This window comes from Hymenobacter nivis, from assembly GCF_006439025.1.
GTDB lineage: Bacteria > Bacteroidota > Bacteroidia > Cytophagales > Hymenobacteraceae > Hymenobacter > Hymenobacter nivis_A.
In genome coordinates, this window is the sequence record NZ_RCYZ01000010.1 from 52,798 (window position 1) to 78,334 (window position 25,537).

Sequence of the window (25,537 nt, forward strand, 5' to 3'; positions counted from 1 at the left end):
AAATTTGCGGCGTGACTAATCATTCTTCTAATGCCCCCGCGGTGGCCGTGCTGGGCGGCGGGGCGGCCGGTTTTTTTGGGGCCATTGCCTGCGCCGAGGCCAACCCTGGCCAGCCCGTGCTGCTACTCGAAAAAACCGGTAAGCTGCTGGGCAAGGTGCGCGCCTCAGGCGGCGGCCGCTGCAACGTGACGCACGCCTGCGACTCGGCCGCCCAGCTCGTGGCCCACTACCCGCGCGGCGGTAAGGCCCTCAAGGGCGCGTTCCAGCGCTTCGGGGTGGCCGATACCGTGGCGTGGTTTGCCCAACGCGGCGTGGCCCTTAAGGCCGAAGCCGACGGCCGCATGTTCCCCACCACCGACAGCAGCGAAACGATTGCCCGGGCCCTGGAAGACGCCGCCCGGCGCGCCGGCGTGCAAATTTTCACCAACACGGCCGTGGAGGAAATTGCGCCGCTGCCCGGTGGTGGCTTTCAGTTGCAGCTGGCCGGCACCGGCCGGCCGGGCCCCACGCTGGCCGTGGCGCGCCTGCTGGTGGCCACCGGCGGCCAGCCCAAAAGCGCCCAGTACGACTGGTTACGCCCCCTGGGCCACGCCGTGGCCGAGCCCGTGCCCTCGCTTTTCACCTTCAACGTACCCGAATCGCCGCTGCGCGAGCTGCCCGGCGTGAGCGTGCCCCGCGCCCGTGTCACGCTGGCCGGCGAAAAGCTGCACTACGAGGGGCCCCTGCTCGTCACGCACTGGGGCGTGAGCGGCCCGGCCGTGCTCAAGCTCTCGGCCTGGGGGGCCCGGCGCTTGAGCGAGCTCAATTACACCGGCACGGCGCTCATCAACTGGCTGCCCGACCACACCGACGACACCCTGCGACCCTGGCTGCACCAGTTCCGGCAGGAAAACGGCCGCAAGGGCATCGCTGCCAACCCGCAGCTCGGCCTGCCCCAGCGCCTGTGGCGTACGTTGGCTGAGCAAGCCGGCATCGGTCCCGACCTGCGCTGGAGCGACTTGCCCGCCAAGGCCCACAACCGCCTGCTGGAACTGCTGCTGCGCACCCCGCTGGCCGTGCGCGGCAAAACCACTTACAAGGAAGAATTCGTGACCTGCGGCGGCATTGCCTTGGCCGACATTGACTTGCAAACCATGCAGAGCCGCCACGTACCGGGCCTACATTTCGCCGGCGAGGTGCTCGACATCGACGGCATTACCGGGGGCTTCAACTTCCAGGCGGCTTGGACAACGGGCTTTTTGGCCGGGCAGGCCATGGCAAAATCCGGCAATGTTGCCGCGGCATCACTGGCCGGAGCGGGCGCGTAGGGCCCCAGGCGCGGGCTGGGGGCCGTAATTAATTGGTCCTTCATCTGCCAATAATTCCAATCCGGAAGCGGCTGTAACCTTCCCCGGGTTCCAGTAGTAAACAAGGGCATAGTTTCTCACCCTAGTATTTACAATTCCCATGGAAGCCAAAGCCACCCAAGCCCTGCTCAACGAATTGGTTGAAACCCTGAAAGACGGCCAGAAAGGCTACGCCGACGCCATGACCGACGTTGAAGATGCCTCGCTGAAAGATACATTCAAGCACCTGGCCGTGCAACGCGCCGGTTACATCACCGAGATTGAAGACCAGATGTTTAAGCTGGACTTGCACCCCAAAACTGACGAGGGCTCTTCGGTAACCGGCACCATCCACCGCGCTTGGATTGACCTCAAAGCAGCCATTACCAGCAAAGACAATCACGCCGTACTGGCCGAGTGTGAGCGCGGCGAAGATTACGCCAAGAAAGCCTACGCCACCGCCTTGAAGGCCCAGGACCTGCCCAGCGCCCTGAAATCGGTGCTCGAGAAGCAGTCGCAAGGCATCAACGAGGCCCATGACAAAATCCGCGGGCTGCGCGATTCATCGAAGTAAGCGGCCTGTTGCGCTGGTGCTGTTGGATTTACAATCTGATCCGGCATCGTCAAAGTAGCAACGATAGTTATAGGCCAATAAAAAAGCCGCTCAATTGAGCGGCTTTTTTATTGGCCTATAATTAATTCACTTTAATATTTCACGATAATAAGAACCAGCAGGAGGCCTTAGCCAACCCGTCTAATCTACGGGTGGCTAAGGTCTTCCGGATTGCTTACTCGTCAAAATTCTCGGTGCGGGGCGGGCGGGCATCGTTGTCACGGGCGCCACCTTTGTTGCCGTAGGGCTTGCTGCCGTAGGCCGGGCGGTCGCCAGCGCCACCGCGGTTACCGTAGGGCTTGGGGCGGTCGCCGTAGGCCGGACGGTCGCCATAAGCGGGCCGATCACCGGCGCCACCGCGGTTGCCATAGCTGCTGCCACCGTCGCGGTTGCCTTTGTAGCCGCCGCCCGAACCGCCTTCGCGGCGCTCGCCGTAGCTACCCCCGCCGCGGTTGCCGCCGAAGCTGCCCCCACCGCGGTTGCCACCGAAGCCGCCTTCGCGGCGCTCGCCGCCAAAACCGCCGCGGCGCTCGCCGCCGCCGAAGCTGCCGGGGCCCCGGGTGTTGCCTTCTTCTTTCGCCGCCGCGTCCTGCACGGGCGTGGCGATGCTGAAGCTAACCGGCTGGCCTTGGATGCTGCTGCGGCCGAGTTGGCCCACAATCTCCTCGGCAAACTCGCTGGGTACTTCCACGAAGCTAAACTTGTCGTAGAGGGCGATGTCGCCCACTTTGCCGCCTTGCAGGTTGGTGCTCTCCGAAATCAGGTCCACGATGTCGCGGGGGTGAATCCGGTCTTTCTTGCCCATTGAGATGAACAGGCGGGTGAAGCCGGTGCGCACCACGCCGGCCGTGCGGCTGGCGTCGAGGCTTTGCTCGGCCCGCTTGTCTTCCTTCATGGTCATCTTGAGCAGCGCGGCGGCGATATCGAGCGAGGTGATTTCTTCGCTTTGGTCGAGCAGGCGCTGCACGCGGCCCACGTACTTCTCCAGGTTGCCCTTCTCCACAATCTCCTTGATCTGGTTCAGGAACAACGTGGTCTTCACTTCCGACACGTCGGCGAACGACGGCACCTGCTCCAGTTTGATCTGGGCCTTGGTGAAGCGCATGATGTCGCGCAGCTTGTAGATGTCGCGGCCGCTCACGAAGGTGAAGGCTTTGCCCGACTTGCCAGCGCGGCCCGTGCGGCCGATGCGGTGCACGTAGTACTCTTCGTCGGCGGGCAGGTCGTAGTTAAACACGGCCTCCACGTTGTCCACATCGATGCCGCGGGCGGCTACGTCGGTGGCCACCAGCACCTCAAGGGTGCTCTTGCGGAATTTGTCGAGCGTGTTCTGGCGCTGCTGCTGGCCCATGTCGCCGTGCAAGCCTTCGGCGAAGTAGCCCTTGGCTTGCAGGTCGGCCACAATCTCGTCCACCATGCGCTTCGTGTTGGCGAATACGATGGTCGACTTCAGGTTGTACATGTCGAGGATGCGCGTGAGCACGTCCTTTTTCTGGGGGCCCCGTACCTCGAAGTAGCTCTGCTCGATGTTCGTTACCGTCATCGTCTGGTGGTTCACCTTCACTACCTGCGGGTCGCGCTGGTACTTGCGGGTGAGGTCCATGATCGGCTTGCTCATCGTGGCCGAGAAGAACACCGTCTGGCGGTTCTCAGGCATCTTGCTGAGCACAAACTCAATGTCCTCACGGAAGCCCATGTCGAGCATTTCGTCGGCTTCGTCGAGGATGATTTTCGTGGTCTTGTCGAGCTTCAGCGTGCCGCGCTCGATGTGGTCCATCACGCGGCCGGGGGTACCGATAACGATCTGCACGCCGCGCTCCAGGGCCCGGAACTGGCGGTCATAGCTGCTGCCGCCGTAAATCGGCACCACGGCCAGGCCGCGCTTGTATTTGCCCAGTTTCTGGATTTCGCCCGAAACCTGCACGGCGAGTTCGCGGGTGGGGCAGAGCACGAGCACCTGCACGTCGCGCGAGTCGCCGTCCACGCCCTCAATAGCGGGAATCGAGAAAGCGGCGGTTTTGCCAGTACCCGTTTGGGCCTGGCCGATAACGTCTTTGCCGGCGAGCAGCACGGGGATGGCGGCGGCCTGAATGGCTGAAGCCTCCTCATAGCCCATCTCGGTGATGGCGCGCTGCACCTCGGCAGAGAGGTTTAAGTCTTCAAATTTCACTACGTTTTTCTCCGTAGGTTTTTCTTGGGTTTTTTCGGGTTCCATAAGTTGGAAATAGAATGGGGAAAGAGACTACGCTCTGAAAACAGCCGATACAGCGACGTTTCCCCTCCTTCTACCTTCAACTAACAGGCGGGAAAAAACTACCGGAAAAACTACGCGGCCAACGCGTTAACGCCAACTCATGGCGGATGCGGACATGAGGCCATTCTCAAATGCGGGTGCAAAGATACGCAATTTTTGCGGCAATACCTATCATCACTGCCCAATATCTCCGGCAAGTTGCGCCAGGTCTAGGGCTGGGACCCACAGCTAAGCGGTGTCCGGCAAGCCCTGCGTGCACCTCGTGAACGAGATCAGGGCCCCCGGCAGTCCTAATCGATGCGCTGCCTCAGCCAGCCACCGGGCCAGCCGCCACAACCTTCTGCTCCTACCATTGCGCATTCTCGGTCTTTCCGGGCGCCCTTCCCACCAAGATCCTAAAACGCAGCGCAGAAACTTCCGGGCGGCGGGGCGGCCTAGCCAGTAACCGCTGTGCCTTTCACTTGGGGGATCTTTCATTTGAGCGGAAAGGGCATAAAAAAAAGCCCGCCGGCGGCGAGCTTTCTTTATCACAAAGCATGAGCTGGAAACTAAACCAGCGAAACTTTCACAGCGTTCGGGCCTTTTTTGCCCTGAGCTACTTCGTATTGCACTTTGTCGTTTTCGCGGATCGAGCTAACTTGGAGGTCGCTGATGTGAACGAAGATGTCTTCGCCAGTTTCGTCGTTTTTGATGAAACCAAAGCCTTTGGTGTCATTAAAGAATTTTACCGTTCCGGTGGGCATGGTGGTTGGTTGTGGAGTTTCCCTAAGCGTTTGGGCCACCGTGGCTTGATGTCTTAGGTTGCGTCAAAGATAAGCATACTTTTCAATTGCGCAAGTCCGCCGAAAATTTCTAGGGGCCCCGATCTTTGCCCCGCTCCTTTCCCTTCCGCATGGCCGCCCTCCCGCTTTCCGAAACGCCCGCTTTCCGCTTTGCCCACGAATTTGTGGTGCCCGAAACCGCCATCGATGCCCTCGGCCACGCCAACAACGTGGAGTACGTGCGCTGGGTGCAGGACGTAGCAGGGGCCCACTGGCTGGCCATTTGCCCGCCCGAGCGGCAGCCGGCTTACGTTTGGGTGGTGCGCGAGCACCGCGTTCGCTACCGGCAGCCGGCCTTCGCCGGCGATGTGCTGCGCGCCACCACGTGGGTGGGCGAAACGAGCGGGGCCACCTCGGTGCGCCACACCCGCCTCACCCGTGCGGCCGATGAGGCGCTGCTGTGCGAGGCGGAAACGACGTGGGTGCTGCTTGACCCCCAAAGCGGCCGCCCGGTGCGCATCGACGCGCAGGTGTTGGGCTGGTTGAAAGGTAGCGAAGCCCCTTCTACGTGATGACCCATTGGCTGACAGCCGTTTAACTGATCGGCTTGGTGTTTACTAATAAGTAGTTACACCAGAAGCATTAGCTATTACGGACACTTCAGTAATGGGCCGCTGCTGCCGCTAGCCGGGCATGGGCTGGCTGGCGTGCGCTGGCCAGGGCCAGGGTTAATTATTCCGTGATGCGGCCAGCAGGTGAATGCCGTTTTTTTGCCGCCATGCGCTGCGGTTAGCAGCAGACGCTGGGTACGATCTGGGCCTTGGCGCGCTGGCAGCAGCGTGCTTGCGCCGACCTTTTATTGGCGAAATCGTTTGTTTTGGAGCTTGGTGTACGCTGGCAAACTTTTTTTGCTAAAACCTTTTAGTAACCCTAATTGCCCGATCTGAAACTGGCAAAACCCCTTGCCGGCGCTTTAGGGGCAGCATTTGGGGCGCGGCCGGTGGCGGGTGCGGGTGGCGCGGCGGGCGCCGCCCCGAATGGGCCGGCGGCGGGCGGGCGTGGCGGCCGGCGGCCAGGGGCAGCGGGCGTTGGCATTGGAGGCGCCGGGCTTATATCTTAGTCCGACGATTGCTTGGGGCCCTGCGCCTAGGCGCACTGCTTGGCCGAGGGCAGTATTTATACTCTTAATTGCACTTTTTCATCTTTTCCGTTCCTTACTCCGCTGTTCTTTATGGCTGCTTCTGCTCCCGTTACTCTCAACCGCCCGGCTGCTGACCCGGCGGGTGGCCCAGCGCCGCGCTACACGTCGGCGCTGAGCGCCGTAACGACCTTATTCTTTCTGTGGGGCTTCATCACCTGCCTCAACGATATCCTGATTCCGTACCTAAAGGCCATTTTCCAGCTTTCGTACGCCCAGGCGAACCTGATCAACCTGTGCTTTTTCGGGGCGTATTTTCTGATGAGCATCCCGGCGGGCAAGGTGGTGGCGCGGGTGGGCTACAAGCGCGGCATGCTGCTGGGCTTTGTGGTGGCCGCGGTGGGCGCTTTTCTGTTCTACCCGGCGGCGTCGGCGCGGGCTTACGGCCTGTTCCTGGGGGCCCTGTTCGTGCTGGCCTCGGGCATCACGCTGCTTCAAGTGGCGGCCAACCCCTACGTGGCCATCCTGGGGCCCGCGGCGTCGGCGTCGGCGCGGCTTACGCTTACGCAAGCCTTTAACTCGCTGGGCACCACGCTGGCCCCACTGTTAGGCAGCGCCCTGATTTTAAGCCAACTGCCTGCCCTCAATACGGCCACTTCGGCAGCAGCCATTGACGTGCGTGCGGTGCAGCTGCCTTACCTGGTCATCGGCGGCATTTTGCTACTCATTAGCTTGATGCTGAGCCGCGTAACCCTGCCCACCATCACGTTTGCCGCCGAAGCGGAAACAGCGGGCCCCGAACGTGGGGCTTGGCAGTACCGGCACCTGGCGCTGGGTGTGGTAGGCATTTTTGCCTATGTCGGGGCCGAGGTAGCCATTGGCTCGCACATCGTGAGCTACCTGGCGCTGCCCAGCGTGATGGGCCTGGGGCCCATGGAAGCGGGCACCAAAGTATCGTACTACTGGGGCGCGGCCATGATCGGGCGCTTTGCGGGGGCCTATTTGCTCAATAAGTTTTCGCCAGCTAAGCTACTGGCCGTGAACGGTGTCGGGGCCGTGGTGCTCATCCTCATCTCCATTAACACCACGGGCGCGGTGGCCATGTGGAGCCTACTGGCCGTGGGCCTGATGAACTCCCTGATGTACCCCACCATTTTCGCCCTGGCCCTGCAAGGCCTGGGGCGGCGCACCGAGGAGGGCTCGGGGCTGCTGTGCACCGCCATCGTGGGCGGCGCGCTGGTGCCGCTGCTCTTCGGCTTCATCGCCGACCACAGCAGCCTGCGCTTGGCCCTGCTGCTGCCCATCGTGTGCTACGTGTACATCATGTGGTACGGGCTGCGCGGCAGCCGCCCGGCGGTGCCGGCCTAACGGCTTCATTTACTACAAACACGAAGCTCCCCCGGGGCCCCTACCGCGCTGGCAGGGGCCCCGGGGGAGCTTCTCGTTGGGGCCCCATTGGGGCAGGAAAAAATCAGCTGGTGGGGCGCAGCGACGAGCCGCGCACCAGCAGCTGCGGGGCCAGCTGGAGCTGCACCAGGCGGCCGGGGGCCCCATCGCCGGGGCCTTGCAGGGCGGCCAGCAGGATGCTGATGCTCTCCTCGGCGATGGCCTCCATGGGCTGCGCCACCACGGTGATGGGCGGCGAATAGAGCCGGAACAGGTCGTTGTCGTCGAAGGAAACGACGGCCATTTCGTCCGGGATGCGCCGGCCCAGGCGGCCGAGAGCTTCCAAGCCGTACACGCCCAGGTAGTTGGTGGCGAAGATGACGGCCTGGCAGGCCGGGTGGGCGGCGAAGAAATCCTCCATCTGCTGCAAAATCTGCCCGGGGGTTTGGGGGAAGGCAATTTCCTGCACTAGCTCGGGCAAGCCTTGCTCGCGCAGGGCCTGGGCGTAGCCCTGGTGGCGGGCCGTCATTTGCAGCTGGCTGGCCCGGGCCGTGACGAGGGCCACGGTGGTGAAGCCCTGCCCCAGCAGGTGGCGGGTGGCCTCGTACATGCCGGTGGCCCCGTCCAGCACCACGGCGTTGGTGAGCAGGCCGGGCAGCAGGCGGTCGAAGAGCACGAGGGGCTTGCCGCTGCGCACGAGGGCGCGCACCTCCTCCTCCACCCCGGCGGGCAGGGCCAGGATATAGCCGTCGACGTGCCGCGCCTGGAAGACGGCGAGCAGGTCGCGCGTCTTGGCCGCGTCGTCGTTGGTGCTGCAATAAATGATGTGGTAGCCGCGGGCCAGCGCCTTTTGCTCGATGAGGCCGGCCACGGCGGAGAAAAACGGGTTGGCAATGTCTTCCACCACCAGCCCGATGACGTGCGTTTTGCCCGTGCGCAGGCTTTTGGCGAGCTGGTTGGGCTTGTAGCCCACTTCCTCCACGTACCGGAGCACTTTTTCGGCCAGCCCGTCGCTGATGCGCTTCTCCTTGGCCTTGCCGTTGAGCACGAGCGACACCGTGGCAATGGACACGTCGAGGTGCTTGGCGATGTCGTGGATGAGGAGTTTCTTTTTCAAAGCGTATGCAATGCGTCGGCAATCGGCTGGCCGCTTTGGGCGACTAGCCGACTGCCTTTTGTTCAATTAATCAATCGGCCATGCAGTTTCTATTGCCCAGTCAATTTTGAAATACCCGCCGCCCGGGGCCCCCAGGCAGCTCGTCGCAGCGGCGGCTACTGGTAGGTTTCGCGGGGCCGGGTGGCGGCTGCGGCGCCGAAGGCCGGATTGGGCCGGGGCCCCATGGTGAGCTCGAGCGTGCCGCCGGCCATGATGTCGCGGTGCAGCAGGTAGCTGTTGGCATAGGGCCGGCCGTTGAGGGCCGCCGACTGAATGTAGGGGTTCTGGGGCCCGTTGTTTTTGGCGTTGACGACGAACGTTTTGCCCTGCGCCAGCCGGATGGTGGCGCGGTCCATGAGCGGGCTGCCCAGCACGTAGGCCCCGCTGCTGGGGCTGACGGGATAAAAGCCCAGGGACGAGAGGATGTACCAGGCCGACATCTGGCCGCAGTCTTCGTTGCCGCTGATGCCGTCGGGCTGGTCTTTGTACATCTCGCGCAGCACCTGGCGCACTTTTTCGGCGGTTTTCCACTGCTGGCCGGCGTAGGCGTAGAGGTAGGTGGTGGCGTGGCTGGGCTCGTTGCCGTGGGCGTACATGCCGATCAGGCCCGAGATGTCGGGCGAGGCACTTTCGCCCAGGCTGCCCTGCACCACAAACAGGCTGTCGAGCTTCTGCACGAAGGCCGCGTCGGAGCCGAACAGGCCAATGAGGCCGGGCACGTCGTGGGGCACCAGCCAGGTGTATTGCCAGGCGTTGCCCTCGGTGTAATTGTTCTGGCGGTGAATGGATTGGGTGGGGCTGAACGGCAGCTGGAACTTGCCATCGGTGGTGAGACCGCGCATGAATCCCGTGCGCGGGTCGAAGTACTTCTTATAGTACAGGGCGCGGGCGCTGTAAGTCTTGTAGTCGTCGAGGCGGCCCAGCTTTTTGGCTACCTGCGCAATGCTCCAGTCGTCGATGGCGTACTCCATGGCCTTGGCCACCGATTCGCCTTCTTTATCGGCCGGGATGAAGCCCATCGTTTTGAGGTAGTGCAGGCCCTGGTCGTCGCGCAAGCTGGTGGCCTTGATAGCGGCCAGCACCTGGGAGCCATCGAGGCCGGGGGTGCCCTTGAGGTAGGCTTCGGCCAGGGCCGGCACGGCGCTGTAGCCCACCATGGTGTTGGTCTCGGAGCCCATCAGGTGCCAGATGGGCAGCTTGCCCTGCTGCCGCCCGATGGCCAGCATGCTCTGCATCATGTCATTCACGCGCTCGGGCTCGGCCAGCGTAAACAGCGACTGCTCGGCCCGGTAGGTATCCCAGAGCGAGAAGGTGGTGTAGTTTTGAAACGGGGCCCGGGCGTACACCTTCTTGTCGGTGCCGCGGTAGTCGCCGTTGGCGTCGTTGAACAGGGCCGGCGCAAACAGCGCGTGGTAGAGCGACGTGTAGAAGATGCGCCGGTTCACGGCATCCGTGGTTTCGACGGTTACCTTGCCCAGCTCCTGGTTCCAGCGCGCATCGGCGGCTTTTTCCACCTGGGCAAAGTCCCAGCCCGGCGCTTCAGCCTGGATGTTGGCCAGCGCATTGGCGCCACTCACCGGCGAGATGCCCACCTTGAGCAGCAGCGTGCCCGGGGCCTTGGCAAAGTTGAACACGCCCTTGATGGCCAGCCCCTGCCCCTTCTTGCCCGCCAGCCGCTGCGCCTCGTTATACACAGCAAACTGCGGCACGGGCACCGACGTTTTGATGGCGAAGTACACCCGCCGGTCGGGGGCCCAACCCTTGGAAAAACGGTAGCCCACAAAGGTTTGGGGATCAACCTGCTCAATGTAGGCATCGGTGGTTTTGTTGTCGATGCCTTCCTTGAGGTCGATGATGACGTGCGCCTCCTTGCCCCCGGCCGGGAAGGTGTACTTGTGGAAGCCCACGCGGGCGGTGGCCGTGAGCTCGGCCCGGATGCCGTAGTCATCCAGGGTCACGGCGTAGTAGCCGGGGCGGGTGGTTTCGCGCTGGTGCGAGTAGCGCGAGAGGTAGCCCAGGTGGGGCGCTTTTTGCTGGCCCTTATCGGTTTTCAGGGGCCCCGTGTAGGGCATGATCAGCACGTCGCCGAGGTCGGAGCAACCCGTGCCGCTGAGGTGAGTGTGCGAAAACCCGGTCAGCAAGCTGTCGGAATAATGGTAGCCCGAGCACCAGTCCCAGCCCTTGAAGATGTTCTGGGGCCCCAGCTGCACGGCCCCGAAGGGCACGTTGGCCCCGAGGAAAACGTGGCCGTGCCCGCCGGTCCCGATCAGGGGGTCGACGTAGGAAGTCAGGGTTTGGGCCGGGGCCGGGGCCGCGGCGAGGCCGGCCCCGAGCACAGCCGTCAGCCAGGGAGCGGTGGATTTGGAGAAGAAAGGAAAGCGCTGAGCCATGCAGGTTGAGCTTAAATTTTGATAAGAAGCAGCGAAGTGTGGAGCAATGGGGCCCCCAGGGGCCGCCCGCCCAGTGCAAATGTGCGGTTTTAAGCAGTTGTTTTTGCTAAAATGTTTAAGCCTTTTTTCGAATTATGTAAATTTCATGTATTATTGCTCAAAATACCATTAATCCAGTACAAAGTACCTGCTGGTATTTTAACACGGTGGGCTGTTTATGTTGCTTCTGCTATCCACCAAAACAAAGCAACCGATTGCAAAAGCGTTCTTTACTTTAGCCAACGCCCTACCTAAGCCATTGCTACCCCAATGCTCCTGCTTTCACGCCCCTGAAGCGTGTCCCTAAGCTCACCGCTGACTTTTCTTCATCCGCAATGCATTTTTTGACGCTATCAAGCGCGTTTATTTGCTAAAACGTTTAATTGAATTCTAGTCTGGTGCCTCATCATGCACTTGCTTTGCCCAATCTTTTGATTGCCTGCGGTTTGCCTGCCGCAGGTTGTTTCCTTCACCCCACACCTTCTTTTTTCTATGCGCACTTTTTTATCCATTAAAAACTGGCGTGGCATTCCGCTACTGCTGCTGGGGCCCGTGGTGGCCTTGGCCCCGCTGCCAACCATGGCGCGGGACAACAATCGTTTGCTGGGATTGCACCTGGCTGCGGTGACGGTGCAGGGCACTGTGACCGACGATAAGGGCAGCCCGTTGCCCGGGGCCACCATCGTGGTGAAGGGAAACAGTGGCGTGGGCGTGAGCGCCGACGTGAACGGCAAGTTTTCGCTGACGCTGCCCACGGGCAACGAAACGCTCGTTATTTCCTCGGTGGGATTTGTGGCTCAGGAAATTAACCTGGCGGGCCGCACCACGCTCAACATCCAGCTGGTGACGGACAACAAGGCCCTGGACGAAGTGGTGGTGGTGGGCTATGGCACCCAGCGGCGCTCCGACATCACGGGGGCGGTGGGCAGCGTGAGCAGCAAAGAGATTACCGAGCGCCCCGTGGTGAACGTGGCGCAGGCCCTGCAAGGCCGGGTGGCCGGCGTCGACGTGTCGCTCAACTCGGGCCAGCCGGGCAGCAGCCCCGTCATCCGCATCCGCGGCTACGGCTCCATCAACGCCGGCAACAACCCGCTCTACGTGGTGGACGGCGTGTTCTGGGATGCTGGCATCACGACGCTGAACCCCAACGACATTGCCAATATTGAGGTGCTCAAGGACGCCTCGGCCACGGCCATCTACGGGGCCCAGGGCAGCAACGGGGTAATCCTCGTCACGACCAAGCGCGGCAAGCAGGGCTCCCAGATCAGCTACGATACCTACGTGAGCGTGAGCAAGATTGCCCGCAAGCTGGACGTGCTGAACTCGCAGCAATTCCTGGCCACCGAGGACCTGGCTTACCAGAACCTGCAGAAGTTTGACCCAGAAGGCTGGGCCAAGGGCGCCTACGCCAACCGCGACCCTCGGATCAAGCGCCGGGCCCTGGCCGACCCCAGCAACCCGCGCCGCTTATTCGACGAAAACCTGAACCCGCTCTACAACACGGACTGGCAGAAGGAAACCACCCAAGCGGGGGTGGCCCAGAGCCATAACCTGTCCTTCACGGGCGGCTCCGACCAGCTTACCTACGGGCTGTTTTTGAACTATACCAACGCCCAGGGCACCATCCTCAACACTTACCAGAAGCGCTACAACGCCCGCCTGGTAATTGATAACCAAGTGAAAAAATGGCTGAAGGTGGGCACTACCCTTAACTACAGCAAAATTGACGAGAGCATCGGCAACGACTTCACGGGCGGCAACAACATCCCGCGCATGATGATCGAGATGATTCCCATCATGCCCATCACCTACCCCGACGGTACCTACGCCAAGCGCCAGGACTACCCCGACATGGAGAGCGGCGACAACCCGGTGGCCATCACCCGCGAAGACCAGGAGCTGCGGCACCGTCAGGTGTTCTCGGGCAACGGCTACGCGGACTTCACCATCATGCCGGGCCTGAACTTCCGCAGCGTGGTGGGGGCCACCATCCAAGCGCAGAACAACCCCTCCTACGCCAGCACGCTGATCCAGCTGCGCGGCCAGCAGGGCTACGCCAGCATCAGCGACTACAGCGCCACCACCCTGCAGTGGCAGAACTACGCCACCTACAACAAGCAGTTTGGCACCGACCACTCGCTGAACGTGGTGGTGGGCGCCGACGCCCGGCGCTTCAGCAGCCTCTCGAACGGGGCCAGCACCACGCTGCTGGTAGACAATGCCTACGGCTACTACAACGTGGGCACGGGCTCGACGCCCAACCCGCCCAGCTCCGACTTCCAGGCCGACCAGTTCTTCTCGGTTTTTGGGCGTGTGAACTACGGCTACAAAGACCGCTACCTGCTCACGCTGACCACCCGCCGCGACGGCTCGTCGCGCTTCGGCTCCGACAACAAGTACGCCATCTTCCCCTCGGCCGCCTTGGCCTGGCGCATTTCGCAGGAAGACTTTTTGAAGGACAACACGGTGGTGAGCGACCTGAAGCTGCGCTTCGGCTACGGCCGCACCGGCAACTCGGGCCCCGACTTCGGCAACTACGTGTCGCAGACCTTCCTGGGCACCAACGGCTACGTGTTTGGCGGCAACCGCACCAACGGCATCACCCTGGGCTCGCTGGGCAACCCGGCCTTGAGGTGGGAAACCGCCGACCAGTTTGACCTGGGCCTGAACGTGGGGATCCTGCAAAACCGCATCACGTTTGAGGGCGACCTCTACCAGCGCACCACCAAAGACCTGCTGCTCAACGCACCAGTACCGCGCAGCAGCGGCTACAACAGCATCCCGAGCAACATCGGCAGCGTGCGCAACCGGGGCCTGGAGCTGGCCCTGAACACGGTGAACATCCAGGGCAAGGACTTCACCTGGAACACCACGTTTAACGTGTCGTTCCTGCAAAACCGCGTGCTGGCCCTCGGGGCCGCCGGCGACGACATCTTCCCCGGCCCGAACTTCCTCAACGAAACCAACGTGCTGCGCATTGGCCAGCCGGTGGGCTCGTTCTTCGGCCTGGAGCGCCTGGGCACCTGGGGCACGGCCGAGGCCGACCAGGCCCTCAAGTACAACCGCTTGCCCGGCGACCTGAAGTTTAAGGACCAGAACGGCGACGGCCAGATCAACGACCAGGACCGGGTGCTGCTGGGCAAAAACATCCCGACCGGCTTCGGCTCGTTCATCAACAACTTCCGCTACAAGGGCTTCGATTTGCTGGTCGACTTGCAGTTCACATTCGGCAACGACGTGATGAACCTGACCGAGCACTCGGCCCAGGACCGCACCGGCCAGGCCAACAGCTACACCCGCGCCCTCAACGACGCCTGGACGCCTGATAACCAGAACACCAGCATCGCCCAGGTGCGGCCCTCCTACCTGCGCTACGATTCGCGCATCGACTCCTATAAGGTGGAGGACGGCTCCTTCATCCGGGGCCGCAACGCCTCGCTGGGCTACAACTTCTCCCCTGAGCTGACCAAGAAGCTCTCGCTGAGCCGTCTGCGGGTGTACGTATCGGCCCAGAACTTCTTCCTCATCACCAAGTACTTCGGCTACGATCCCGAAACGTCCACCTTCGGCCAGTCCTTCGCCCAGGGCATCCAGTTCTTCGACTACCCCAAGGCCCGCACCATTACGGCCGGCCTGAACGTGTCGCTGTAATGGCCGGGGCCCCCGGGGCCCCGGCAATGGCCATGAACTTCTAACTTAACTTCCTTATGCTTCCCGTCATTCTACAACGATTCACCCGAACCGCGGCCCTGGGCACGGGCCTGCTGCTGGCTTCCACCGGCTGCAAAACCTTCCTGGACGTAGACAGCCGCTCCAACATCCGGCCCGACGACTACTACTCGACGGCCAACCAGGCCCAGGCGTCCATCGACGGCCTCTACAACAACCTGCGCCTCGTGCAGAACGGCACGGGCTACGGCGAGGCCATCTGGATTACCCTGGAGCTCCTCACCGAGCACGCCACCACGCTGGGCCAGAGCTTCAACAACGGGCAGATCATCAGCCAGAGCATCGACCCGGCCAACCCCTTCTTCTCCAACGTCTGGAACAGTGCCTACAACGGTATTGGGGCGGCCAACCAGGCCATTACCCGCATCCCGGGCATTAGCATGGACGAGACGAAGAAGAAATCCTTGCTGGGCGAGGCCTACTTCATCCGGGCGTACCTCTACAACATGCTGGTGCGGCTCTACGGCGACGTGCCCCTGCTGACGACGCCCGTGACGGGCCCCGGCCCGGACCTGTACCCGGCCCGCAGCCCAGCGGCCGACGTGTACAAGCTCATCATCAGCGACCTGCAAGCTGCGGAGGCGGCGGGCCTGCCCGTGGTGGACCGCACCGGCCGCATCTCGCAGTCGGCGGCCCAGGCGCTGCTGGCCAGTGTGTACCTCACCTCGGCCGGCTACCCGATGCAAATCAAGGAAAATTACCAGAAAGCTGCCGACGAGGCCGCCAAGGTGATTGATGCCGCTAATTACCCGCTGTTCGACAACTACCTCTACCTGCACGACAACGCCCACAAAAACCAGGGCGAGTTGATTTTGCAGGCCCAGTACGCCAACGGCATCGCTACCAACGGCTTCAGCTCGCAGATTGTGCCCTACTTCTCGGGCATTTCGGCCTACGGCGACGAAACCGGCTCGCTGATTCCGACCGAGGAATTCTACAACAGCTACGAGTCCGGCGACCTGCGCACCCAAGAGCAGCAGTTCTATTTCTCGAAGTACCCCTCGTTCAAAAACCCCACCGCGGGCATCGTCAACTTCAACCGCCACGCCCTCTACAAGTACTTCCACCTGGAGAGCGCGCTGAACCGCAACTACTCGTCGGACGAGAACTGGACCATACTGCGCATGCCCGAGGTGATGCTCATCTACGCCGAGGCCATCAACGAAACCGGGGCCGCCACGGCCAAGGCCTACACCCAGCTCAACGCCATCCGGAGCCGGGCCAAGTTGCCCGCGCTGAGCGGCCTGAGCCAGAGCGCGTTCCGCACCGCCGTGTGGAAGGAGCGCTACCACGAGCTGTGCTACGAGAACAAGGCATACTTTGACATCCAGCGCACCCGCCAGACCTACGACGTGGTGAACAACCGCTTCGTGAACGTGGTGGGCTTCAAGGCCGAAGTGGGCCCAGCCTTCCAGGAGAAGTACCTGCTGTGGGGCATTCCCTCGGCCGAAATCAGCCGCAACAGCCAGCTGACCCAGAATCCTGGTTGGTAAGCACCAAACATGCTGCCGGCCATTGGCTGGTTGGCGGCAACGCAGCCTTGCACAAGCGGTCTGATTAATTGAAACAGGGGCCCTAAGCGCGTGGCTGGGGCCCCTGTTTCAATTAATCAGACCGCTTGGCGCGGCTGGGGGAAGCAACTACTAAAACGCATCACCATGCATATTCGGTTTCTGACACTACTCGTTGCGGCAAGCCTGGCCCTGGCGGCCGCCTCCCCGGCCCCCGTGGGGCCCCTGGGGGTCCCAGGCACGCCGCTGCGGCCGCCCTACGCCGCCAAAGACTCGGTGACGAAAGGGGGCTACACGCTCGTTTTCATTTCCAAGGACTCCACGTTTTCGGCCGCCACCAAGCGGCGGATGACCGAAACGTTTTTCACCGTATACCCGCGGGAAGCCAAGCGGTTTAACCCGCGCACGTTGAAGAAACTCACGTTCGTCATTGACCCCGCCTACGACGGGGTGGCCGCTACCGGCAACGGCGTGGCTACTTACAGCCCCAAGTGGCTGCGCGAACACCCCGAAGACCTCGACGTGGTGACGCACGAGGTGATGCACGTGGTGCAGGCCTACCCCGAGGACTCCTGCCCGGGCTGGCTCACCGAGGGCATTGCCGATTACGCCCGCTACACCTACGGCGTGAACAACGTGGCCGGCCACTGGGCCCTGCCCGACTACAAGGCGGGCCAGCAGTACACCAACAGCTACCGCGTGGTGGCCCGGTTCCTTGTCTGGCTCGAGCAGCACGGGCACCCCAACGTGGTAACCGCCCTGGACCGGGCCGCCCGCACCCGCACCTACACGGCCGGCATCTGGAAGCAGCAAACCGGCCACACCCTCGACGAGCTGTGGGCGAGCTACACCGCCGCGCCAGCCGTGCAACTGGCCTACCATTAATCCGCCTTTTCCTTTCCTTCTCCGCTCCTATCCGGGCAGCCGCGCCGGCCAGGTTACTTCGTGCACCTTGCCGGACGTCCTTCGTTTCTTTTCCTTTTACCCCAACCGAATGCTGAAACCACTTGCCGCCGTTGCCGGCCTCTTTTTGCTGGCGGCCGGGGCCCCCGCCGCCTTGGCGCAGGGCCCCACCACTGCCGCCGCCAACCAAGACCTTGCCCAATGGGTGAACCCCATCATCGGCACCGACTCCAAGCCCAGCCTGTCGAACGGCAACACGTACCCGGCCATTTGCCGGCCCTGGGGCATGAACTTCTGGATGCCGCAGACCGGCAAAATGGGCGACGGCTGGGCCTACCAGTACAGCGCCGACAAGCTCCGCGGCTTCAAGCAGACGCACCAGCCCTCGCCGTGGATGAACGACTACGGCCAGTTTGCCATCATGCCCACCACGGGCAAGCGCGTGTTTGAGGAAAACGCGCGCGCCAGCTGGTACTCGCACAAGGCCGAGGTGGCCGAGCCCAACTACTACCGCGTGTACCTGGCCGACTACGACGTGACGACGGAAATTGCGCCCACCGAGCGGGCGGCCCGCTTCCGCTTCACGTTTCCGAAAACCGACAGCGCCTACGTCGTGATTGACGCCCTTGACAAGGGCTCCTATGTGAAGGTGGTGCCCGGGCAGCGCAAGGTCATCGGCTACACCACCCGCAACAGCGGTGGCGTGCCCAAAAACTTCAAGAACTACTTCGTGGTGGAGTTCGACCACGAATTTGCCAGCACGGCCCTGTACCAAGACAAAGTGGCGGCCGCATCGGGCGTGCTCGAAATCACGGCCAACCACGCGGGGGCCGTCGTGGGCTTCAAAACCCGCAAGGGCGAGCGGGTGAACGCCCGCGTGGCGTCCTCGTTCATCAGCCCCGAGCAGGCCGAGCTGAACCTGAAAGAGATTGGCGACCACGACCTGGAAGCCGTGCGCCAGGAAGGCCGCGCGGCCTGGAACCAGGTCCTGGGCCGCGTCGAGGCCGAAGGCGGCACCGCCGACCAGCGCCGCACATTCTACTCGTGCCTGTACCGGGCGCTGCTGTTTCCGCGCAAGCTCTACGAGGTGGACGCAGCCGGTAAAACCGTGCACTACAGCCCCTTTAACGGCCAGACGCTGCCGGGCTACATGTACACCGACACTGGGTTTTGGGACACGTTCCGGGCCCTGTTTCCCTTCCTGAACCTGCTCTACCCCGAGGTGAACGCCGAGATCCAGCAGGGCCTGGCCAACGATTTCCGCGAGAGCGGCTGGCTGCCCGAGTGGGCCAGCCCGGGCCTGCGCAGCGTGATGGTGGGCAACAACTCGGCCTCGGTGGTGGCCGACGCCTACCTCAAGGGCATCCGCGGGCAGGACATGGAAGTGCTTTACCAGGCCCTGGTGCACGGCGCCAACAACGAGGGGCCCCTGGATGCGGTGGGCCGCCGCGGCGTGCAGTACTACAACAAGCTGGGCTACGTGCCCTACGACGTCAAAATCAAGGAAAACGCGGCCCGCACCTTGGAGTACGCCTACGACGACTTCGCCATCTACCAGCTGGCCAAGGCGCTGAAGCGGCCCAAAAAGGAGATTGACTTGTACGCCAAGCGCAGCCAGAACTACCGCAAGCTTTTCGACAAGGAGAGTGGCCTGATGCGCGGCAAAAACCAGGACGGCACCTTCCAGAAGCCCTTCAGCCCCTTTAAGTGGGGCGACGCCTTCACCGAGGGCAACAGCTTGCACTACACCTGGTCGGTGTTCCACGACGTGCAGGGCCTGGTGGACTTGATGGGCGGCAAGCAGAAATTCGTGGCCACCCTGGACACGGTGTTCACGCTGCCGCCAGTGTTCGACGATTCGTACTACGGCGGCACGATCCACGAAATCCGGGAGATGCAGATTGCGGGCATGGGTAACTACGCCCACGGCAACCAGCCCATCCAGCACATGATTTACCTCTACAACTACGCCGGCCAGCCCTGGAAAACCCAGTACTGGGCCCGCGAGGTGATGAACCGCCTGTACCTGCCCACCGCCGACGGCTACTGCGGCGACGAGGACAACGGCCAAACGTCGGCCTGGTACGTGTTTTCGGCCATGGGCTTCTACCCTGTGTGCCCCGCCACCGACCAGTACGTGCTGGGGGCCCCGCTCTTCCCCAAAACCACCCTGCACCTACCCACGGGTAAGGACATTGTGCTGAACGCGCCCAAGAACTCGGACGCCAACCGCTACGTGAACGCGCTGACCGTGAACGGCAAACCCTACGACAAGAACTGGCTCAGCCACGAAGAACTGCTGAAGGGCGCCGTGCTGGACTTTGACATGAGCGCCACGCCCAACAAGCAGCGTGGCACGTCGCCGGACGCCGCGCCGTATTCTTTTTCCAAAGCCAAGTAGCCATTTGTAGCGTGGACTTTAGCTGCGCTGACCTTCGGTTGTAGTCCGCGGCTCTCGCTTCGTCCTACCAGTAATCGCAAGAATTATTGGGCAGCGACCGTGCAGAGCCGCGGACTACAACCGAAGGTCAGCGCAGCTAAAGTCCGCGCTACAATTGCGCTACAATCAACTTCCCTTTATGAACCGCAGAGCCTTCTTACAAGCTTCTACGCTGCTGACCGGCAGCGCTTTTCTCACGCAGTATTCCTTCGCCGCGGGGGCCCCGGCGTTTCCGGTGGTGCGGCCCGCGGCGGCCCAGCGCCGGTTCAAGAGCCGCGCGGTGGAAGCGGCCATTGCCGAATTCAAGAAAAAAGTAAAGGACCCGGAGCTGGGCTGGCTGTTCGAGAACTGCTTCCCGAGCACGCTCGACACCACCGTGACCTACGCCGCGCGCAACGGCCGGCCCGACACGTACGTCATCACCGGCGACATCGACGCCATGTGGCTGCGCGACAGCTCGGCCCAGGTGTGGCCCTACTTGCAGCTGATTGACAAAGACGCCGATCTGCGCCAGCTGGTGGCTGGCGTGATTAACCGCCAGACGCGCTGCGTCATCAAGGACCCCTACGCCAACGCGTTTTACGGCGACGACACGAAGGTGGGCGAGTGGAAAACCGACCAAACCGCCATGCAGGCCGGCGTGCACGAGCGCAAGTGGGAAATCGACTCGCTCTGCTACCCCATCCGCCTGGCCTACCACTACTGGAAAAAAACCAACGACGCCGCGCCCTTCGACGCGCAGTGGCAAAAAGCCGTGCAGGCCACGCTACAAACCTTCCGGGCCCAGCAGCGCAAGGACGCCCTGGGGCCCTATCACTTCCAGCGCAACACCACCAACGCCACCGACACCCAGCCCATGAAGGGCTACGGCTACCCGGTGCGGCCGGTGGGGCTCATCTGCTCGGCGTTTCGGCCCAGCGACGACGCCACGCTCTACTCCTTCCTGGTGCCCAGCAACTTCTTCGCCGTGACCAGCTTGCGCCAGGCCGCCGAGATGATGACCGCCCTGGCCAAGGACGCCAAAACCGCCGGCGAGCTGGGGGCCCTGGCTGACGAGGTGGAGGGCGCCTTGCGCAAATACGCAGTGGTGGACCACCCCCAGCACGGCAAAATTTACGCCTACGAAGTGGACGGCTTCGGCAGCCAGGTGCTGATGGACGACGCCAACGTGCCCAGCCTGGTGGCCCTGCCCTACCTGGGGGCCCTGCCCGCCACCGACCCCGTCTACCAGAACACGCGCAAGTTCCTGCTCTCCACCGCCAACCCGTTCTTCTTCAAGGGCACCGCGGCCGAGGGCATCGGGGGCCCCCACGTGGGGCAGGACATGATCTGGCCCATCGCCATCACCACCCGCGGCCTCACCAGCACCGACGACGCCGAAATCCGGGCCTGCGTGCAAAGCCTCAAGGCCACCCACGCCGGCACGGGCTACATGCACGAGTCGTTCCACAAAGACGACCCCAAGAAATTTACCCGCTCGTGGTTTGCCTGGGCCAATACCATATTTGGCGAATTCCTCTGGAAAGTGTACCAGGAAAAGCCGCAGCTGCTGGCCTAGGGCCCACGCCCACCACTTAATCGGCTTTCACAAACGGGCCGGCGCTGTAAATAGCGCCGGCCCGTTGCGTTTAGGGCCCCAGTGGCGCCGGGCAGGCGTTCTTTGCAACATGAAGCAGCTGTTACTAACCGTCTTTTTCTGCAGCGCGGCGTCGGCGGCAGTGGCCCAGCCCACTGCCGAGCAGGCTAATTATTACGCCCGCCCAACCAAGGTTCGGTTCGGGGCAAAGGTGGGCCTGAACCTGTCGAATACTGACTTTAACCGCGGCTTCCCGGCGCCGGCCGTACCCGTCGAAACCAGTTGGCGGCCCGGGTTTGCAGCTGGTTTCACGTTGCAAGTGCCCGTGGGGCAGCGGGGCCTTTCGGTGCAGCAGGAGTACCTGTTTTCGCAGCTCGGCGGCCGGGTGTCGGCCACGGGCACCACCTACACGCTGCGCTACTTGTCGCTGCCGCTGCTGCTCAAGTACGGCGTTTCGCGGCGCCTGGCAGTGCTGGCGGGGCCCCAGGCCGATTTATTAATTCAAGCCAATCAGCAAGTTGGCGGCACCACCACCGACATTACGCACGACACCGAGGAACGCAGTGTTGGGGCTACGGCGGGCCTCGAATACTTCCTGGGGCCCCGCCTGAGCGTCACGGCCCGCTACGTGCACGGCCTCAACCACGTGGGCCTGGGCCAGCGCTCGGCCGTCACCGAATTCAAGTTTGAAGCCGTGCAGCTGAGCGCCGACGTGAAGTTTTAATAATTACTGTTTCGGAATTTATTCAGACCGTCATAGTGGTTATCACAAAACTTTATGCTGCGCATGCTGCGCATTTAGCAGAGACGAAGCATCTTACCCGCAGCAGTAAATAATTAGCGGAGCAGGCAAGATGCTTCGTCTCTACCCGTTGCACAGCATGACCGTTTGTATTAATTAAAATAATTTCTAAGTGAGCACCCCGGCCGCGTCCCCCTCCTTCCGCATTTATTCTTCCTCAGCCGGCTCGGGCAAAACCTACCAGCTCACCAAAGAGTACCTCACCCTCGCCCTCAGCTCCGAAGACCCCGCGTACTTCAAGCGCGTGCTGGCCATCACCTTCACCCGCGACGCGGCCGGTGAGATGAAGGAGCGCATTGTGGGGGCCCTGCGCCGCTTTGCTTACCCCGAAGCCGGCGCCAAGCCCGACGCGCTGCTGACCGACGTGGCCGCCGCCCTGGGCTTGGGCCCCGACGCGGTGCGGCGCCGGGCGGCGGCCACGTTCCGGCTCGTGCTCTACCACTATGCTGATTTTGCGGTGAGCACCATCGACGCCTTTGTGCAGCGCATCGTCACGGCCTTCACCCGCGAGCTGGATTTGCCGGCCAGCTTTGAAGTAGAACTCGACACCGACAGCGTGCTGCAAAGCGCCGTGGCCGCCCTGCTCGACAAGGTGAACCGCAACGCCGACACCCGGCTGCTCTCGGCCACGCTGGCCGACTACGCCCTGGGCCGCGCCGACGAGGGCAAGAGCTGGAGCCGCCTGCCCGAGGAGCTGGCCACCTTCGGCCGGGCCCTGTTCAACGAAACCGTGCAGGAGGCCGTGACGGAGCTGGGCAAGCTGAATTTAGCCGATTTCCGGCGCATTGACAAGGAATTGCGGGCCCGGCGGCTCGAAATCGAAGCCGCTTTCACCCAGGCCCAGGAGGCCGCCGTGGCCGTGCTCGACGAGGCCGGGGCCCTGGAGGGCGACTTTTACCAGGGCAAGCGCGGCATTTTTGGCTACGTGCAGAAGGGCACCGAGCTGCTGGCCCCCGGCGCGGGCCCCAACAGCTACGTACAGGCTACGCTGGCCGACGACAAGTGGTACAGCGGCAAAATAAAGACCCCCGCCGACCGCGCCCGCGTCGACGCCGTGAAGGAGCCATTGCGGCAATTGGTAACGGCGCTCGACACGCTGCGGGCTAATTATTTGCCGAACTACGTTTTGCTCACGGCCATGCAGCCGTATTTATTTCACGCTTCGCTGCTGAGCGAATTAAATAAATTGGTGGAGCAAATCAGCCGCGAACGAAACGTAGTATTAATTTCCGAATTCAACCGCCGCATTGCCGCCATTGTGCTCACCGAGCCGGTGCCGTTTTTGTACGAGCGGCTGGGCGAGAAATACGAGCATTTATTAATCGACGAGTTCCAGGACACGTCGGTGCTGCAGTGGAACAACCTGCTGCCGCTGGTGGAAAACACGCTTGCCAACGGCTTCGACAGCCTGGCCGTTGGCGACGCCAAGCAATCCATTTACCGCTGGCGGGGCGGCGAGATGGAGCAGATTTTGCGCCTGCACCAGGGCAACACGGGGCCCCTGGCCGACCGCGCCCGCGAGCCCGAAATGCGCGAATTGCTGCGCCTGCGCTACGAAACCGTGGAGCCCGCGCTGAAGGCCGAAGCCTTGCAAATTAATTACCGCTCGGCGCGCGAAATCATTGAGTTTAATAATTCCTTTTTCGCAGCCGTAAGCGCGCGCCACGCTGAGCTGCCGCTCGTGCAGGGCATTTATGACGCGCACTTTGGGCAGCAAGTGCCCGCCGGGGCCCCCAGTAGCCAGCCGGGGCACGTCGAATTATTATTCACCCAAAAAGACGCGCCGGCCCAACAGTACGACGCCGCGGCGGGCGCCCACACCGGCGCGCCGCTGCCCGGCCACGCCCCCGGCGCCACCCTCACCTACGAGGAAAGCACCTGCTACCTGGCCCTGGCCCTAGTGGAGCAGGCCCTGGCCGACGGCTACGCGCTGGCCGACGTGGCGGTGCTGTGCCGCACGCGCCAGGCCAGCAAGATCATGGCCAAGTTCCTGAAAGAGCGCGGCTACGCCATCATTTCGGCCGACTCGCTGGCGCTGGAATTTGCCGAAGTGGTGAACCTGCTGATTAGCATTTTCCGGGTGCTGCACCAGCCGGCCGACACGCTGGCCCGCGCCGAGGCGTTGCTGCTCGTGGACAAAGTGGTGCGGCAGGAAGCGCCCACCCCGGCCCGCGTGCGCCACCTGGCCAGCATCGCCAACGAGAAGCACGTGCGGCCGTTTTTCGACGAGCTGCGGGCCCTGGGCTACGACGTGCAGGAGGACGAAACCGGCAACCTGGGCCTCTACGAGTTGGCCGAGCGGCTCATCGACCTCTTTGGCCTGCTGGGGCGCAACGGCGAGAGCGACTACCTGTTCCGCTTCCTCGACCTGACGCTGGAATTCAGCCTGCGCCACGGCAACAACCTGGGCAACTTCTTGGCCGACTGGGAGAGCCGCAAGGGCCGCGTGAGCATCAACGCACCGGGCGGCCGGGCGGCCATCACCATCACCACCGTGCACAAGGCCAAGGGCTTGGCCTACGGCGTGGTCATCGTGCCCTTTGCCGACTGGAGCCTGGAGCCGCACCGCAATACGCTGTTGTGGGGCCACCTGGCCGATGCCGAAAAACCGATGGCCGGCCTGCCCGAGGTGGCCGTGGTGGGCCTGAACGCCACCCTGCAGCAAACGGCGCTGGGCCCCCAATACGCCGAGGAACGCGAAAAAACCTTCCTCGAAGGGCTGAACACGCTGTACGTGGCCTTCACCCGGCCCCGGCACCGGCTGTACGTGCTCAGCAAGCGGCCCGAAACCAAAAAAGCTGCCAAGGCCGCCCCGGAAACCGAGGAGCTGGGGACCCCGCTGCCCGCGGCCCGCACCGTGGCCGACCTGTTGCACGGCTATGTGCAGGGCCGGGGCCAGTGGCAAGACGAGCAAGTGGCGTTTGTGCTATCCCAAGGCGCCGACGCGCCGGCGCTGGCCGGGGGCCCCGCGCCGGCCGCCCGCACCTACGCCCTCACTAACCTGGGGGCCGCGCCCTGGGAGGAGCGCCTGCAGCTGCGCCGCCACGCCACCACGGTGTTCGACTTTGACGAGCAGCAGCGGCTGAGCGAGTGGAACCGCAAGCTGCACTACGGCCTGCGCCGCCTGGTGGCCGCGGCCGACGTGCCCCGCGTGGCCGGGCAGCTCGTGGCCGAGGGCATCATCAGCGCCAAGGAGCGCGACGAGCTGGCCGCCCGCCTGGGCCGCGTGGTGGCCGACCCGCGCCTGGCGCCCTACTTCGCCGAGCACTTGAGCGTGGAAACGGAGCGCGAAATCTTACTCGGCGGCGTGCAGGTGCGCCCCTACCGGCCCGACCGCGTGGTGCTGGACCGCACGGGCCGCCGCGTAACGCTGCTCGATTTCCGGCTGCCGCCGCCGCAGTACGCCCACCGCCAGGCCCTGCGCAACTACGCCACGCTGTTTGAGCAGCTGGGCTACGAGCAGGTGCGGGGCATTATCTATTACTTCCAAACCGAGGAAATCGTGACGGTTTAG

Annotated in this window: 15 protein-coding genes; 11 read left to right on the forward strand and 4 right to left on the reverse strand. The window is 63.0% G+C overall.

Annotated features, from left to right (window positions below):
* Window positions 1–11 precede the first annotated feature (11 nt).
* Window positions 12–1,307 (forward strand): NAD(P)/FAD-dependent oxidoreductase, encoded by a 1,296-nt coding sequence (locus EAH73_RS20060; RefSeq protein ID WP_240047351.1) that lies wholly within the window; start codon window positions 12–14, stop codon window positions 1,305–1,307.
* A gap of 139 nt (window positions 1,308–1,446) precedes the next feature.
* Window positions 1,447–1,899: a PA2169 family four-helix-bundle protein gene (locus EAH73_RS20065; protein WP_140469221.1), complete on the forward strand. Its 453-nt coding sequence runs from the start codon at window positions 1,447–1,449 to the stop codon at window positions 1,897–1,899.
* Between the two features lie 214 nt (window positions 1,900–2,113).
* Here the strand turns inward: EAH73_RS20065 and EAH73_RS20070 are convergent, their stop codons facing one another.
* On the reverse strand, window positions 2,114–4,153 hold the full coding sequence (locus EAH73_RS20070) for a DEAD/DEAH box helicase (protein ID WP_140469222.1): 2,040 nt from the start codon (window positions 4,151–4,153) through the stop codon (window positions 2,114–2,116).
* A gap of 587 nt (window positions 4,154–4,740) precedes the next feature.
* The gene (locus EAH73_RS20075) at window positions 4,741–4,935 is read right to left on the reverse strand and encodes a cold-shock protein (RefSeq protein WP_068239330.1); all 195 of its coding nucleotides are present in this window, start codon (window positions 4,933–4,935) and stop codon (window positions 4,741–4,743) included.
* 149 nt (window positions 4,936–5,084) lie between these two features.
* Between EAH73_RS20075 and EAH73_RS20080 the strand changes: the two genes are divergently transcribed.
* Together EAH73_RS20080 and EAH73_RS20090 are read left to right on the forward strand one after the other, a co-directional pair.
* The gene (locus EAH73_RS20080) at window positions 5,085–5,525 is read left to right on the forward strand and encodes an acyl-CoA thioesterase (protein WP_140469223.1); all 441 of its coding nucleotides are present in this window, start codon (window positions 5,085–5,087) and stop codon (window positions 5,523–5,525) included.
* A 659-nt stretch (window positions 5,526–6,184) separates the two neighbouring features.
* Window positions 6,185–7,459 carry a sugar MFS transporter gene (locus EAH73_RS20090; protein WP_140469225.1) on the forward strand — a complete coding sequence of 425 codons (1,275 nt, stop codon included), beginning with the start codon at window positions 6,185–6,187 and terminating at the stop codon, window positions 7,457–7,459.
* A 103-nt stretch (window positions 7,460–7,562) separates the two neighbouring features.
* Here the strand turns inward: EAH73_RS20090 and EAH73_RS20095 are convergent, their stop codons facing one another.
* Both EAH73_RS20095 and EAH73_RS20100 read right to left on the reverse strand, forming a co-directional pair.
* The gene (locus tag EAH73_RS20095; RefSeq protein ID WP_161599622.1) at window positions 7,563–8,594 is read right to left on the reverse strand and encodes a LacI family DNA-binding transcriptional regulator; all 1,032 of its coding nucleotides are present in this window, start codon (window positions 8,592–8,594) and stop codon (window positions 7,563–7,565) included.
* A 155-nt stretch (window positions 8,595–8,749) separates the two neighbouring features.
* A complete protein-coding gene (locus tag EAH73_RS20100) occupies window positions 8,750–11,023 on the reverse strand; it encodes a GH92 family glycosyl hydrolase (protein WP_140469227.1) in 2,274 nt (757 codons plus the stop codon).
* 531 nt (window positions 11,024–11,554) lie between these two features.
* Here EAH73_RS20100 and EAH73_RS20105 point away from each other — a divergent pair.
* The 7 genes from EAH73_RS20105 to EAH73_RS20135 all read left to right on the forward strand — a co-directional run bounded on the left by EAH73_RS20105 (window position 11,555) and on the right by EAH73_RS20135 (window position 25,537).
* On the forward strand, window positions 11,555–14,713 hold the full coding sequence (locus EAH73_RS20105) for a SusC/RagA family TonB-linked outer membrane protein (protein ID WP_140469228.1): 3,159 nt from the start codon (window positions 11,555–11,557) through the stop codon (window positions 14,711–14,713).
* 56 nt (window positions 14,714–14,769) lie between these two features.
* Window positions 14,770–16,284 carry a RagB/SusD family nutrient uptake outer membrane protein gene (locus EAH73_RS20110; protein ID WP_140469229.1) on the forward strand — a complete coding sequence of 505 codons (1,515 nt, stop codon included), beginning with the start codon at window positions 14,770–14,772 and terminating at the stop codon, window positions 16,282–16,284.
* A gap of 165 nt (window positions 16,285–16,449) precedes the next feature.
* A complete protein-coding gene (locus EAH73_RS20115; protein WP_140469230.1) occupies window positions 16,450–17,187 on the forward strand; it encodes a basic secretory protein-like protein in 738 nt (245 codons plus the stop codon).
* Window positions 17,188–17,296: 109 nt separating this feature from the next.
* A complete protein-coding gene (locus EAH73_RS20120; RefSeq protein WP_140469231.1) occupies window positions 17,297–19,606 on the forward strand; it encodes a GH92 family glycosyl hydrolase in 2,310 nt (769 codons plus the stop codon).
* 178 nt (window positions 19,607–19,784) lie between these two features.
* Window positions 19,785–21,203, forward strand: coding sequence for a glycoside hydrolase family 125 protein (locus EAH73_RS20125; protein ID WP_140469232.1), 1,419 nt, complete (start codon window positions 19,785–19,787; stop codon window positions 21,201–21,203).
* Window positions 21,204–21,312: 109 nt separating this feature from the next.
* Window positions 21,313–21,945 (forward strand): porin family protein, encoded by a 633-nt coding sequence (locus tag EAH73_RS20130; RefSeq protein WP_140469233.1) that lies wholly within the window; start codon window positions 21,313–21,315, stop codon window positions 21,943–21,945.
* 190 nt (window positions 21,946–22,135) lie between these two features.
* Window positions 22,136–25,537 (forward strand): UvrD-helicase domain-containing protein, encoded by a 3,402-nt coding sequence (locus EAH73_RS20135; protein ID WP_140469234.1) that lies wholly within the window; start codon window positions 22,136–22,138, stop codon window positions 25,535–25,537.